At 64.1% G+C, this 13,720-nt stretch carries 14 protein-coding genes; 8 read left to right on the forward strand and 6 right to left on the reverse strand.

All coding sequences use genetic code 11. The annotated features are described in order from the left end of the window. Nucleotides 1-2 precede the first annotated feature (2 nt). Entirely contained in the window at nt 3-593 is a 591-nt protein-coding gene (locus ACFY68_RS08140; protein ID WP_346614477.1) for an RseA family anti-sigma factor, read from the reverse strand. A 31-nt stretch (nt 594-624) separates the two neighbouring features. Continuing rightward, nucleotides 625-1,206 (reverse strand): RNA polymerase sigma factor RpoE, encoded by a 582-nt coding sequence (gene rpoE / locus ACFY68_RS08145; protein ID WP_003252049.1) that lies wholly within the window; start codon nt 1,204-1,206, stop codon nt 625-627. Nucleotides 1,207-1,642: 436 nt separating this feature from the next. Here rpoE and nadB point away from each other — a divergent pair, with 436 nt between their 5' ends. After that, nucleotides 1,643-3,247: an L-aspartate oxidase gene (gene nadB / locus ACFY68_RS08150; RefSeq protein WP_346614478.1), complete on the forward strand. Its 1,605-nt coding sequence runs from the start codon at nt 1,643-1,645 to the stop codon at nt 3,245-3,247. Between the two features lie 73 nt (nt 3,248-3,320). Here nadB and ACFY68_RS08155 read toward each other — a convergent pair whose 3' ends face one another. Both ACFY68_RS08155 and ACFY68_RS08160 read right to left on the reverse strand, forming a co-directional pair. Next, nucleotides 3,321-3,779, reverse strand: coding sequence for a protein YgfX (locus ACFY68_RS08155; protein ID WP_387525438.1), 459 nt, complete (start codon nt 3,777-3,779; stop codon nt 3,321-3,323). Beyond that, complete coding sequence (locus ACFY68_RS08160; RefSeq protein WP_346614480.1) at nt 3,763-4,017, reverse strand: succinate dehydrogenase assembly factor 2; 255 nt, start codon at nt 4,015-4,017, stop codon at nt 3,763-3,765. The genes ACFY68_RS08155 and ACFY68_RS08160 overlap by 17 nt, the downstream gene beginning before the upstream one ends. A gap of 133 nt (nt 4,018-4,150) precedes the next feature. On the opposite strand from ACFY68_RS08160, the gene ACFY68_RS08165 reads away from it, so the two are divergent. Both ACFY68_RS08165 and ACFY68_RS08170 read left to right on the forward strand, forming a co-directional pair. Further along, complete coding sequence (locus ACFY68_RS08165) at nt 4,151-5,092, forward strand: YgfZ/GcvT domain-containing protein (RefSeq protein WP_387525441.1); 942 nt, start codon at nt 4,151-4,153, stop codon at nt 5,090-5,092. Between the two features lie 31 nt (nt 5,093-5,123). Continuing rightward, nucleotides 5,124-5,930, forward strand: coding sequence for an HDOD domain-containing protein (locus tag ACFY68_RS08170; protein WP_387525444.1), 807 nt, complete (start codon nt 5,124-5,126; stop codon nt 5,928-5,930). Nucleotides 5,931-6,017: 87 nt separating this feature from the next. On the opposite strand, the gene ACFY68_RS08175 is transcribed toward ACFY68_RS08170, so the two are convergent. Both ACFY68_RS08175 and ACFY68_RS08180 read right to left on the reverse strand, forming a co-directional pair. After that, nucleotides 6,018-7,397 carry a sensor histidine kinase N-terminal domain-containing protein gene (locus ACFY68_RS08175; protein WP_346614483.1) on the reverse strand — a complete coding sequence of 460 codons (1,380 nt, stop codon included), beginning with the start codon at nt 7,395-7,397 and terminating at the stop codon, nt 6,018-6,020. Then, the gene (locus ACFY68_RS08180) at nt 7,390-8,061 is read right to left on the reverse strand and encodes a response regulator (protein ID WP_346614484.1); all 672 of its coding nucleotides are present in this window, start codon (nt 8,059-8,061) and stop codon (nt 7,390-7,392) included. The genes ACFY68_RS08175 and ACFY68_RS08180 overlap by 8 nt, the downstream gene beginning before the upstream one ends. Nucleotides 8,062-8,260: 199 nt before the next feature. Here ACFY68_RS08180 and ACFY68_RS08185 point away from each other — a divergent pair, with 199 nt between their 5' ends. The 5 genes from ACFY68_RS08185 (at nt 8,261) to ACFY68_RS08205 (ending at nt 13,718) form a co-directional block, all read left to right on the forward strand. After that, on the forward strand, nt 8,261-9,550 hold the full coding sequence (locus tag ACFY68_RS08185; protein WP_387525449.1) for an OprD family porin: 1,290 nt from the start codon (nt 8,261-8,263) through the stop codon (nt 9,548-9,550). 32 nt (nt 9,551-9,582) lie between these two features. Next, entirely contained in the window at nt 9,583-10,563 is a 981-nt protein-coding gene (locus tag ACFY68_RS08190) for a Bug family tripartite tricarboxylate transporter substrate binding protein (protein WP_387525452.1), read from the forward strand. A gap of 139 nt (nt 10,564-10,702) precedes the next feature. Continuing rightward, entirely contained in the window at nt 10,703-11,161 is a 459-nt protein-coding gene (locus tag ACFY68_RS08195; protein ID WP_387525455.1) for a tripartite tricarboxylate transporter TctB family protein, read from the forward strand. A gap of 3 nt (nt 11,162-11,164) precedes the next feature. After that, complete coding sequence (locus ACFY68_RS08200; RefSeq protein ID WP_387525458.1) at nt 11,165-12,679, forward strand: tripartite tricarboxylate transporter permease; 1,515 nt, start codon at nt 11,165-11,167, stop codon at nt 12,677-12,679. Next, the gene (locus ACFY68_RS08205; protein ID WP_387525461.1) at nt 12,672-13,718 is read left to right on the forward strand and encodes an AbrB family transcriptional regulator; all 1,047 of its coding nucleotides are present in this window, start codon (nt 12,672-12,674) and stop codon (nt 13,716-13,718) included. The genes ACFY68_RS08200 and ACFY68_RS08205 overlap by 8 nt, the downstream gene beginning before the upstream one ends. Nucleotides 13,719-13,720: the final 2 nt, after the last annotated feature.

Genomic DNA, 13,720 nt, shown 5'->3' on the forward strand with positions numbered 1-13,720 from the left:
ACTTAGCGGTTTTCCAGGCTGGCGGCGCGGGCATACGGCAGGGCAGTTTCAGTGCCCTTGAGCGCGGATTCCTGCGCATGCTGACGCAGATAGCCTGGCAGACGCTGGTCCCAGCCGGCCTGGTTCTGCAGCACGCCGTTGGCCATTGGCCCGGTCGGTTGCTCACTGCTTTCACTATAGCCTGCCAAAACAGCCGGGCCCTGAGTTTGTGGCATGCTCAGGCCTTGCTGGACAGGTTGCTGCGAAGCCAGTTCGGCACCGGTGATTTCGTCCTGGTTGTACATCCGTACGCCAGCCAGCACCGCAACGGTGACCGAGGCGGCAACGGCCAGGCGGCCAAGGCTGCGCCATGGGCCTTTGTTGACTTTGGCCGGCACGGCCTCGTCAGCCAGCGCTGCAGACACCGCCGAGGCGATATCCAGTTGGGGCAGCAGCAGCTCCTTGTGCATCGCTGCGCGGGCTACCTGGTAACGCGACCAGGTGGCACGGGTTTCGGCATCATCGACGGCGTTCAACACCCGTCGTAATTCCAGTTCGTCCGCTTCGTTATCCATTACCGCGGACAGCGATTCCTGCAAAGCTTCACGACTCATGGCGGTTCCTCTCTTGGCTGTCGCCGCTGTCTCAGGTTTCCTGCAACAACGGCTGCAGGGCTTTATCTATGGCCTCCCGAGCGCGGAAGATTCGAGAGCGCACGGTACCCACCGGACATTGCATGACACTGGCAATGTCTTCGTAACTCAACCCATCGAACTCACGCAGGGTCAGGGCCGTGCGCAGATCTTCGGGCAGTTGCTGGATGGTGCGATGGACAGTGCCTTCGATTTCATCCCGCAACAGGGAGCGTTCTGGGGACTCGAGATCCTTGAGACCATGATCGCCGTCGTAAAACTCCGCATCCTCGGAGCTCACATCACTGTCTGGCGGCCGTCTTCCACGGGACACCAGGTAGTTCTTCGCCGTGTTGATGGCGATGCGGTACAGCCAGGTATAAAACGCACTGTCTCCGCGGAAATTGCCAAGCGCACGGTAAGCCTTGATAAAGGCTTCCTGCGCCACATCCTGGGCCTCGTGGGTATCGTGAACGAACCGCACGATCAACCCGAGAATCTTGTGCTGATACTTCAGCACCAACAGATCGAACGCTCGCCTGTCGCCGCGCTGCACGCGCTCGACAAGCTGCTGATCCTCTTCCTGGGTTAGCATGAACACTCCTCAGTGAACTCGAAGGAGCGTTGCAAAAGCCATCGTTCAGGCTTGCAAACATAGACTCGGGCTTTTCGCAAAAGTTCTCTCCTCCAAGCAAGTTTCCTGCGGCCCTTGGTCTGGCCCGCACGGAAGACGCGGCGCGGGCACGGCCGGCTGCGTCGATAATCAGGTTTCGGATACGCAGGTGTCAGCCCGGATAGAGCCGCCGCCACGCGTCGCCGCGCGAATTTCTGGCGCACGGGCAGCCTTCATAGGATTTCCAGCCATGTAGGAAAGTTCCCACGAAGATCGCCGTAACGTCGCAGGTGGCATGGAAATTGGCCACCGCAGGCTGCTATAAAGGCTGCCCGGCCACCTTTCACGATAGTTTCACAATGCCATCTGCGCGTGACTATTGTGCCGTGCCCTTTCCAAAGATTACTAGTGTCCCGACATGAGCCAACAATTCCAACATGATGTCCTGGTGATCGGCAGCGGCGCTGCCGGTCTCAGCTTGGCACTTAACCTTCCCAGCCACCTGCGCATTGCCGTGCTGAGCAAGGGCGACCTGGCCAACGGTTCGACGTTCTGGGCCCAGGGTGGTGTCGCCGCAGTACTGGACGACACCGATACCGTGCAGTCCCATGTCGAGGACACGCTCAATGCTGGCGGTGGCCTGTGCCACGAGGATGCGGTGCGTTTCACCGTCGAACACAGCCGTGAAGCCATCCAGTGGCTTATCGAACAGGGCGTGCCCTTTACCCGCGACGATCGGCACAGTGTCGACGACGGCGGTTTCGAATTTCACCTCACCCGCGAAGGCGGGCATAGCCACCGGCGCATCATCCACGCCGCCGATGCCACGGGCGCGGCCATTTTCACCACGCTGCTGGAACAGGCCCGCAAGCGCGCGAACATCGAGCTGCTCGAGCAGCGTGTAGCGGTCGACCTGATCACCGAGCGCCGCCTGGGCCTGCCCGGCGATCGCTGCCTGGGTGCCTATGTGCTGAATCGCAACAGCGGTGAGGTGGACACCTTTGGTGCGCGCTTCACCGTGCTGGCCACCGGCGGCGCGGCCAAGGTCTACCTGTACACCAGCAACCCCGACGGTGCCTGCGGTGATGGAATCGCCATGGCCTGGCGCGCCGGCTGCCGGGTAGCCAACCTTGAGTTCAACCAGTTCCACCCGACCTGCCTGTACCACCCGCAGGCCAAGAGCTTCCTGGTCACCGAGGCCTTGCGCGGCGAAGGCGCCCTGCTGCGCCTGCCCAACGGTGAGCGCTTCATGCCGCGTTTCGACCCGCGCGAAGAACTGGCCCCACGCGATATCGTCGCGCGCGCCATCGACCACGAAATGAAGCGCCTGGGCGTGGACTGCGTGTACCTGGACATCACCCACAAACCGGCTGACTTCATCAAGAGCCACTTCCCGACCGTCTACGAACGCTGCCTGACGTACGGTATCGACATCACCCGTCAGCCGATCCCGGTGGTGCCGGCTGCCCACTACACCTGTGGCGGGGTGGTGGTCGACGATCGTGGGCACACTGACGTGCCAGGCCTGTATGCCATCGGCGAGACCAGCTTCACCGGCCTGCACGGCGCCAACCGCATGGCCAGCAATTCGCTGCTCGAATGCTTCGTCTATGGCCGCGCCGCTGCCGCGGACATCCAGGCGCACCTGGACCAGGTCGCGATGCCCAAGGCTCTGCCCTGCTGGGACGCCAGCCAGGTCACCGACTCGGATGAGGACGTGATCATTGCGCACAATTGGGATGAGTTGCGCCGCTTCATGTGGGACTACGTGGGGATCGTGCGCACCAGCAAGCGCCTGCAACGTGCCGAGCACCGCGTTCGCCTGCTGCTCGACGAGATCGACGAGTTCTACAGCAACTACAAGGTCAGCCGCGATCTGATCGAGCTGCGCAACCTGGCCCAGGTGGCGGAACTGATGATTCGCTCGGCCATGCAGCGCAAGGAAAGCCGCGGCTTGCATTACACCCTGGATTACCCGTCGATGCTGCCCGAGGCCAAGGACACCATTCTGAGCCCGACCTGAAGGTCGGCGTCGCCTTTTTCGCGGGCAAGCCCGTTCGCACAGTTACCCGCGAAGAAGCCGACACTGAATATCGCTAATGCCCAGCAACCTCAGCCCACCGGCGCCGGCTGAACTTCAGCCTTAGCCGCAAGCGCCGGTGCTGTTCGGCCTCCAGGGCATCGCGGACAATGCATTGGCTTTCACCAAACCAGTGCCCCGGCCGCACGAACCGCAACACCACCAAACCCGGCAGCGCTACGCTATCCCGACACAAGCGCACGGCCTGCCAACCCTCGGCACGGCAGAACAGCCGCCAGCCAAGCGCATCACGCCGCAGGCCGGTGACGGCGCGAGCATGGGTCAGCAGGATACGTCGAGGGATGGCCCAGCAAGCATGGGCAAGGCAAAGGGCTACAGCAGGAAGGCAAAGCCACCAGGGTGTCGTACTCAGCCACAAGGCAGACTGTGCCAGCCCCTGGCAGATCAGATAGGCCGTCAGCAACAGGCGTGAGCCTTGCCAACGGCACTCGAAACACTCACTTGGGCTGGACACGGTCCAGGATGATGCGGACCATGCGCTGCAGCTCCGGGTCTTCGGACTCGGTGCGCTCCATGAACCAGCCGAACATGTCCTGATCTTCACAGCTCAACAGGCGCACATAGAGTTCGCGGTCGGCATCGCTCAGGGTCGCATAGACCTCCTGGGTGAAAGGCACCAGCAGTACGTCGAGTTCCAACATGCCACGGCGGCTGTGCCAGAAAAGCCGGTTGAGTTCAGTTTGTTCGACCATGGGGCCCTCCTCAAATGGGCCGCCAGTATACAGCCCGGCGCACGAAGCGGCACGAGGCGTTGGTCTAGTCACCTACCTATTTTGTTACTGGCGTTCTATGATGGCCGCCAGTCTTTAGCCACCGCGATCCCCCATGGCCGATTCCGCTTTCTTCAGCCCCTTGTCCCACGAGGGCATCCTCGCCGTCCGCGGCTCCGACGCCGGCAAGTTCCTGCAGGGCCAGCTGACCTGCAACATCAACTACCTCAGCCTGGAGCACGCCAGCCTTGGCGCCCGCTGCATGGTCAAAGGGCGCATGCAGTCGAGCTTCCGTATCCTGCCCGAAGGCAACGGCTACCTGCTGGCCATGGCCAGCGAACTGCTCGAGGCGCAACTGGCCGACCTGAAGAAGTACGCCGTGTTCTCCAAGGCCACGCTCAGCGACGAAAGTGCCGCCTGGGCGCGGTTCGGCCTGCAGGGCGGTGACGCGGCGCTGCAGGCGCTGGGTTTGAGCATGCCGACCGGCGCCGGCACCACCGTGCGCCATGAAGGCCTGATCGCCATTGCCGTGTCCGAAGGCCGCGCCGAGCTCTGGGTGCCCGCAGACGCTGCTGCCAGCGTGCGCGAAAAACTCAGTGCGGTATTGCCCGAAGGCAGCCTCAACGACTGGCTGCTGGGCCAGATCCGCGCAGGGATTGGCCAGGTCATGGGCCCGACCCGCGAGCTGTTCATCCCGCAGATGATCAACCTGCAGGCCGTCGATGGCGTGAGTTTCAAGAAAGGTTGCTACACCGGCCAGGAAATCGTCGCCCGCATGCAGTACCTGGGCAAGCTCAAGCGCCGTCAGTACCGCCTGCTGCTCGACCAACAGGACATCCCTGCGCCGGGCGCCGAAATCTTCTCGCCTACCCACGGCTCGTCTGTGGGTGAAGTGGTGCTTGCGGCCAGCACTGGCCAGGGCTGCGAACTGCTTGCGGTGCTGACTGCCGAGGCAGTGGCGGACAACAACCTGCACCTGGGCAGCCTTGAAGGCCCACGCCTGCATGTGTCGAGCTTGCCTTACGAACTGGACCGCGACCGGGAAATCCAGCGCTGACCAGCCCGCCACCCCTGCGGTAGAGAAGTACATGAACAAGCTGGCCGAGATGGTTCAAGCACAGTTGCTCGCGGCCATCGCCAACGATGACCTGGTCTTGCCGACCCTCCCGGAAGTGGCCTTGAGCATCCGCGAGGCGGCGGAGGACACCGAGATCAGCGTTGCCGCACTGAGCAAGGTGATCGGCCGCGATGCCGCCCTCTCGGCACGCCTGATCAAGGTGGTCAATAGCCCGCTGTTGCGCGCGGCGGTCGAGGTCACCGACCTGCACACCGCCATCACGCGACTGGGCATCAACTACAGCTGCAACTTGGCGATCGGCCTGGTGATCGAGCAGATCTTCCATGCCCGCTCGTCTGCGGTGGAGCAGAAGCTCAGGGATATCTGGGCGAACAGCCTCGAAGTAGCGGGCATCAGCTACGAACTTTGTCGTCGTTTCACCCAGTTGAAACCTGACCAGGCGACCCTTGGCGGCCTGGTCCATCAGATCGGCGCGCTGCCGGTGCTGATCTATGCCGAAGAGCACAACGAACTGCTCTCCGACCCGGTCTGCCTGCACTACGTGATCGAGCAGATCCAACCGGTGCTGGGCGACAAGATACTGTCCTCATGGGAATTTCCCGAGCAGTTGGTGCAACTGCCTAGCCAGGTGCAGGACCTGGACCGGCAAACCGACAAGGTCGACTACATCGACGTGGTGCAGATTGCCCGGTGCATCAGCCAACGCGGGCGTAGCCGGCCGCTGGCGGCGCTGCCGGCCTATCGGCACCTGGGGTTGCCATTTGGCACCGAGCTGGAAATAGGCGAGCTGCTGGAAGCGCGGAGCCTGTTGCGCTGACCTGGGCTGCCCGGGCCAGCCTTTTCGCGGGGCAAGCCCACACCCAAAGGTGGACTGCATCAGCGAAGGGGGCGGGACTGGGCCCCATCAATCCGCGATAAAACTCACCCGCACCTTCAACCCGCCGTTCTCGCCATCGTGCAGGCTGATCTGCGCCAGATGTGCGCGGCAGATCTCACCGACGATTGCCAGGCCCAACCCGCTCCCCTGCGCACTGCGCCGGTAGAAGCGCTCGAACACCCGTTCGCGCTCATCCTCGGGGATGCCGGGCCCATCGTCCTCGACCTCCAGCACCGCCGGCGCCATCACCCGCAAGATCACGTTACCGCCCGCAGGCGTGTGGGCCAAGGCGTTGTCCACCAGGTTGCTCAGCAGTTCGTTCAACAACGTGGGTTCGCCCTTGAGCCACACCGGTGCCTCGGCCTCCAACGCGAGCGCCACGCCGCGTTTGTGCGCGAGCGGCGCCATGGCCATGCCCAGCTCACGGGCCAGCTGGCTGAGGTCCAGGCGCTGGGCGCCCCCTTCGGCAATCGCCCGAGCGCCATTTTCAACCCGTGCCAACGACAGCAGCTGGTTGGCCAGGTGGGTCAGCCGATCGGTGCCTTGCGCAGCGGCCTCCAGGGTCTGGCGCCACTCCTCGGGCTGTTGCGAACGCAAGCCGAGTTCGACCCGCGCCTTGAGCGCCGCCAGCGGTGTACGCAGCTCGTGGGCGGCCTCGGCGATGAACTGCGCCTGGCGTTCGAACTGCTCGCGCAGCCGTTCAGTGAAGTGGTTCAACGCGCGCACCAGCGGGCTTAGTTCGCGCTGCACCTGCACCAGCGGCAGTGCGCGCAGGTCATCCGGCTGGCGCTCCTCCACGGCCGTGCGCAGGCGCTCAAGCGGGCGCAACGCCGCGCTGATCGCAAACCAGACCATCACCAACGCACCCAACGCGAGCATGCCCAGGCGCAGCAAGGTGTCGGCCATCAGCCCACGGGCCATGCTGACCCGCGCTTCCTCTGTCTCGGCCACACGGATTTCTGCCATGCCGTTCATGTTGGGCTCACTCACTGCCTTGAGCAGGCTGACCACACGCACGTCCTGGCCGAGGTAGGTGGCGTTGTAGAAACGCGCAAGCGCCGGATAATCGTCGGTGCGCGGTGTGCCGGGCGGTGGCGGCGGCAGTTTCTCGTAGCCCGAGATCAGCTTCTGGTTGATGTCCAGCACCTGGTAGTAGATGCGCCCGGCGCTGTCATAGGCAAAGGTGTCCAGCGCCACATAGGGCACATCGGCGCTCAGGGTACCGTCACGCTGGGACAGGCCGGCGGCGATGGTGCGCGCCGAGGCCAGCAAGGTGCGGTCGTAGGCGGTGTCGGCAGCTTCGCGGCCATTCCAGTAGGCACTCAGGCCGCTGGCCAGCATCAACACCACCAGCAACAGCGCCAGGTTGCCCAGCAAGCGCCCGCGCAGGCTGCCGTCGTCACGCATCACGGTGCTCAAGCAGATAACCCAGGCCGCGGAAGGTGACGATAGCCACCTGCTGGCCGTCGAGCTTCTTGCGCAGGCGGTGGATGTAGATTTCGATGGCGTCGGGGCTGGCTTCCTCGTCCAGGCCGAACACCTGGGCGGCCAGCTGCTCCTTGCTCATCACTCGGCCCGGGCGGGCGATCAACGCTTCCAGCACGCTCTGCTCGCGCGAAGTCAGGGTCAGGTTGTCCTCGCCCAGGCTGAAGCGCCGGGTATCGAGGTCATACACCAGCGGCCCGCAGCGCTGCTGGCGTTCGCCACCGAGCACGCTGCGCCGCAGCAGCGCTTTGACTCGGGCTTCCAGCTCGGTCAGTTCGAAGGGTTTGGCCAGGTAATCATCGGCCCCCAGGTTCAGGCCATGCACACGGTCTTTCACGTCGCTGCGGGCGGTCAGCATCAGCACCGGCAGGGTCTTGCCACGGCCGCGCAGACGCGCCAGCACCTCGAAGCCATCCATGCGCGGCAGGCCCACGTCGAGGACGGCAACGGCATATTCCTCGCTGGCCAGGGCCAGGTCGGCGGCCACGCCATCGTGCAATACATCCACGGTCAAACCGTGGCTCTTGAGGGCCTGGGCCACGCTTTCGGCCAGTTGCAGATGGTCTTCGACCAGCAGCACACGCATCGGATTCTCCCTGCTCGGGTGGGGCGGTGGCGCGGAGTGTACCGCTGTCACCCCGTCTGTGAAGCCCCATGTGACAAACCTTTCAGGCTGAAAGGTTAGCGAAAGGTTCGTTACCTAGCATCGCACCACGGTCGCCCCGCGCGCCGAAAAAAGCACCAGCAAGGTGCAACGAATAAGAACAATAACGGAGCCATCCTCGATGCTGTCATCGCAGCCGCAGGCGTACGCGCCTACCCGTTCCCTGTCCGCACGCCCGCCCGCCTATGCCTGCGCACTTGCGCTTGCCGGCGTTGCCCCGACCAGCCAGGCCGCCTTCTTCGAAGACAGCACGGCGACCTTCGAAACCCGCAACATGTACTTCAACCGCGACTTCCGCGACGGCACCAGCGCGCAGCAATCCAAGCGCGACGAATGGGCCCAGGGCTTCATGCTCAACTTCGAGTCCGGCTACACCGATGGCCCCGTAGGCTTTGGCCTGGACGCGCTGGGCATGCTCGGTATCAAGCTCGACTCCAGCCCCGACCGCACCGACACCGGCCTGCTGCCGACCCACGATGATGGCAGGGCCGCCGATGAGTACTCCAAGCTCGGCCTGACCGGCAAAGTGAAGGTGTCGAAGACCGAACTGAAAGTCGGCACGCTGATCCCCGAATTGCCGACCCTGCAGCCCAACGACGGGCGCATCCTGCCGCAAACCTTCGAAGGCGGCCTGCTCACCTCGCAGGAAGTCAAAGGCCTGACCTTCACCGGCGGGCGCCTGGACAAGGCCAAGGACCGCAATGACACCAACTGGGAAGACCTGGCCCTGAACAACAAGAACGGCCGCTTTGGCGGCACGTTCAGCGCCGACAACCTCGACCTGGCCGGCCTCGACTACACGTTCACCGACCGTATCACCGGCAGCTACCACTTCGCCCAGCTCGATGACATCTACCGCCAGCACTTCATCGGCATGCTCGCCACCCAGCCCTGGGGCCCGGGCACCTTCGGCGCCGATCTGCGCCTGGCGATCAGCGATGACGCAGGCGCAGCCAAGGCCGGGCGCATCGAAAACACCACGTTCAACGGCATGCTCAGCTACAGCCTGGGCGGGCACAAGGTCAGTGGCGCCTGGCAGCAGCTGTCCGGTGACAGCGCCTTCCCCTACATCGATGGTGCCGACCCTTACCTGGTCAACTTCGTCCAGATCAACGACTTCGCCGGTGCCGACGAACGCTCCTGGCAGGCCCGCTACGACTACAACTTCGCCGCCCTGGGTATCCCTGGGCTGACCTTCATGACCCGCTACATCAACGGTGACAACGTCAGCCGCGCCGCCGGTGGCGAGGGCAAGGAGTGGGAGCGCAACACCGAGTTCAAGTACGTGGTACAAAGCGGCCCGTTGAAAAACGTCGCCGTGCGCCTGCGCAACGCCACCTTCCGTTCCAACTTCGCCCGCGATGCCGACGAAGTGCGGCTGCTGGTGAGCTACAGCGTGGCCCTGTGGTAACCCAATAACAACAATGCTCACGGAGATAGACGATGACCTTTTCACTGCGCCGCCTCGTCCTGGCTACCGGTTGCCTGCTGCTGGCCGGCAATGCCCTCGCTGCCGAACCGAAACGCCCTGAATGCATCGCCCCGGCCTCGCCCGGCGGCGGTTTCGACCTGACCTGCAAGCTGGTGCAAAGTGCCCTGGTGCAGGAGAAGATCCTCAGCAAACCGATGCGCGTTACCTACATGCCCGGCGGTGTCGGCGCGGTGGCGTACAACGCTGTGGTTGCCCAGCGGCCGGGCGATGCCGGCACGCTGGTGGCGTGGTCCAGCGGCTCCCTGCTGAACCTGGCCCAGGGCAAGTTCGGCCGCTTTGACGAGAACGCCGTGAAATGGCTGGCGGCGGTCGGCACCAGCTACGGCGCCATCGCGGTGAAAAGCGATTCGCCCTACAAGACCCTCGACGACCTGGTCGCGGCGTTGAAGAAAGACCCGAGCAAGGTGGTGATCGGTTCCGGTGGCACCGTCGGCAGCCAGGACTGGATGCAGACTGCGCTGATCGCCAAGGCCGCCGGCATCAACCCGCGCGACCTGCGCTACGTGGCGCTGGAAGGCGGCGGCGAAATCGCCACGGCACTGCTGGGTGGCCACATCCAGGTCGGTTCCACCGACATTTCCGACTCCATGCCGCACATCCAGAGCGGCAACATGCGCATCCTCGCCGTGTTCTCGGAAAACCGCCTGGACGAGCCGGAAATGAAGGCCATCCCGACCGCCAAGGAACAGGGCTACGACATCGTCTGGCCGGTGGTGCGCGGCTTCTACCTGGGGCCGAAGGTGAGCGATGAAGACTACGCCTGGTGGAAACAGTCGTTCGACAAGATGCTCGCCTCCGAGGATTTCGCCCAGCTGCGTGACCAGCGCGAGCTGTTCCCGTTTGCCATGACCGGTGAAGAGCTGGACGGCTATGTGAAGAAACAGGTGGCGGACTACAAGGCGCTGGCCAAGGAATTTGGCCTGATTCAGTAAATCGCCGATTACCTGAACCGATCCCTGTGGGGGCGGGCTTGCCCCGCGAAACTGACACCGCGCTGCATGGCATCGGCTTTGCCGGTGTTGGCGGGGCATGCCAGCTCCCACAAAGTCCGCGCCCAATGAGGATTTACTCATGATCCTGCAACGTATCTTCGCCCTGGCTCTGCTGGCGGTGTGCGCCGCCCTGGCCGTGATGGCCTGGCCCTACCAGGCGGCGTTTTCCTACGAACCGGTCGGCCCCCGCGCCTACCCGCTGCTGATGCTCGGCCTGATGGGCCTGGGCCTGCTGTACCTCGCCATCCGTCCTACGCCGATCGTGCGCAAGGATGACGAGCCAGCGCTGGACCGCGAAACCCTGATCAAGATCGCCGCCTGCGTCGGCCTGCTGATCGTCTTCGCCGCTACCTTCGAGGCCCTGGGCTTCATCCTCAGCGCCATGCTGGTCGGTATCCCCATGGCCCGGCTGTATGGCGGCCGCTGGCTGCACAGCGCCATCGTGGTGGTGGGCATGAGCCTGTTCCTCTACTGGCTGTTCGACCGCGTGATGGACGTCCCCCTACCCCTTGGCCTGCTGAGCGCACTGGAGAACTGACACATGGATACCTTGAGCTACCTGGGCCAGGGCTTCGGCGTCGCGCTGAGCCCGTACAACCTGGTCACCGCCCTGTCGGGCACGTTGATCGGCACCGTAGTCGGCCTGCTGCCAGGCCTGGGCCCGATCAACGGCGTGGCGCTGCTGATCCCGATCGCCTTTGCCCTCGGCCTGCCACCGGAGTCTGCGCTGATCCTGCTGGCTGCGGTGTACCTGGGCTGCGAATACGGCGGGCGGATCAGCTCGATCCTGCTGAACATCCCCGGCGAAGCCTCGACCGTGATGACCACCCTCGATGGCTACCCGATGGCCCGCAAGGGCCTGGCCGGCGTGGCCTTGTCGTTGTCGGCGTGGAGTTCGTTCATCGGCGCCTTCATCGCCACCTGCGGCATGGTGCTGTTCGCCCCGCTGCTGGCGAAATGGGCGATAGCCTTCGGCCCGGCAGAGTATTTCGTGCTGATGGTGTTCGCCATCGTCTGCCTAGGCGGCATGGCCGGCGACAAACCGTTGAAGACCTTCATTGCCGCGCTGATCGGCCTGTTCCTTTCGGCAGTCGGCATCGATGCCAACAGCGGCGTGTACCGCTTCACCGGTGACAGCGTGCACCTGGCCGACGGTATTCAGTTCGTGGTGCTGGTGCTGGGGCTGTTCTCGATCAGCGAAATTCTCCTGCTGCTGGAGAAGACTCACCATGGCCACCAGGCGGTCAAGGCCACCGGGCGCATGTTGTTCAACGTCAAGGAAGCCGCGTCGGTGTTCGCGGTCAACATCCGCTGCGGCCTGCTCGGTTTCATCATGGGCGTGCTGCCGGGCGCCGGCGCAACGCTGGCCAGCGCCGTGGCCTACATGACCGAAAAACGCATTGCCGGTACCAAGGGCAACTTCGGCAAGGGTGATGCACGCGGCCTTGCCGCGCCGGAAACCGCCATCGGTGCCTCCTGCTGCGGCGCCCTGGTGCCCATGCTGACCTTGGGCGTGCCTGGCTCGGGTACCACGGCAGTAATGATCGGCGCACTGACGCTGTACAACATCACCCCGGGCCCGCTGCTGTTCGAACAGCAACCAGACATCGTCTGGGGCCTGATCGCGTCGCTGTTCATCGCCAACATCATGCTGGTGATCCTGAACATCCCGATGATCCGCATCTTCACCCGCATCCTCGCCGTGCCGAACTGGGCGCTGGTGCCGGTGATCGCGATCATCACCGCGATCGGTGTATACGCCGTGCATGCCACCACCTTCGACCTGTTCCTGATGGTCGGCATCGGCATCATGGGTTACATCCTGCGCAAGCTGGACTTCCCGCTGTCGCCGATTCTGCTGGGGTTCATCCTCGGCGGCCTGATGGAGCAGAACCTGCGCCGCGCGCTGTCGATTTCCAACGGTGAGCTGGGCATTCTCTGGTCGAGCCCGATCAGCATGTCGGTATGGGTATTGACCATTTGCATGCTGACCCTGCCGCTGCTGCGCATCTGGCGCAAGCGCGCCCAGCAGCGCCGGGCGATGGCCGATGCCTGACCGGTCGTTGCCGCTGTTCTGGGCGACGGGGCTGGTCGGCCTGGCGGGCGGGTATCTCGCCAGTCTGGTCGGCTGGCCGCTGCCCTGGATGGTCGGCTCGTTGCTGGCGATCATCCTGGTGCGTTGCCTGACGCCGTGGCAGTTGTCGGAAATCCCCAACGGCCGTAAATGCGGGCAATGCATCATCGGCCTGGGGATTGGCCTGCATTTCACCCCGGCGGTGATCGAACAGGTGGCCAGCCATTTCGTGCTGATCTTCTTTGCTGCGCTGTTCACCACCGTTTCCAGCGTGGTCGGCGTGTGGTTGCTGCGGCGCACCGGCGAGGACCGGGCCACGGCATTTTTCGCCAGCATGCCTGGCGGCTCCGGGGAGATGGTCAACCTGGGTGCGCGCAATGGCGCGGTGCTCAGCCAGGTGGCCGCCGCGCAGAGCCTGCGCGTGCTGGCGGTGGTGCTGTGCGTGCCGGCGCTGTTCAAGTTCCTCATCGGTGATGGCGTGCCGCTCAATCATGCCGGCAGCGTAAGCTGGGGCTGGCTGGCATTGATCGCACCGCTGGGGGTGGCGGTCGGTTTCGTCTGGCAGCGCTTGCGCCAGCCTAACCCTTGGCTGTTCGGGCCCTTGCTGGTGGCCGCGACAGCAAGCCTGGCGGGCGATCTGCAGATAGCCTTGCCCAACGGCGCCAGCCAGATCGGCCAATGGCTGATCGGCAGTGGCCTGGCCTGCCACTTCAACCGCGCGTTTTTCCGTCGCGCACCCTCGTTTCTGGGGCGCACCTTGCTGGCCACAGCGCTTTGCATGCTGATTGCCGGCAGTGCCGCGTGGGGGTTGAGCGTGCTGACTGCGCTGGACCTGCGTTCGCTGACCCTGGGGATGATGCCCGGCGGGATTGCCGAGATGAGCCTGACGGCGGAAACCTTGCAGTTGTCAGTGCCGCTGGTGACGGCGTTGCAGGTGATGCGGTTGTTGTTCGTGCTGTTTCTGGCGGAGCCGCTGTTCAGGGTGTGGAACGCTGATCAGCGGCAACCGCGAAAAAGCTGAAT

Origin of the sequence: Pseudomonas sp. NPDC012596 (assembly GCF_042902325.1) — a bacterium.
Lineage (GTDB): Bacteria > Pseudomonadota > Gammaproteobacteria > Pseudomonadales > Pseudomonadaceae > Aquipseudomonas.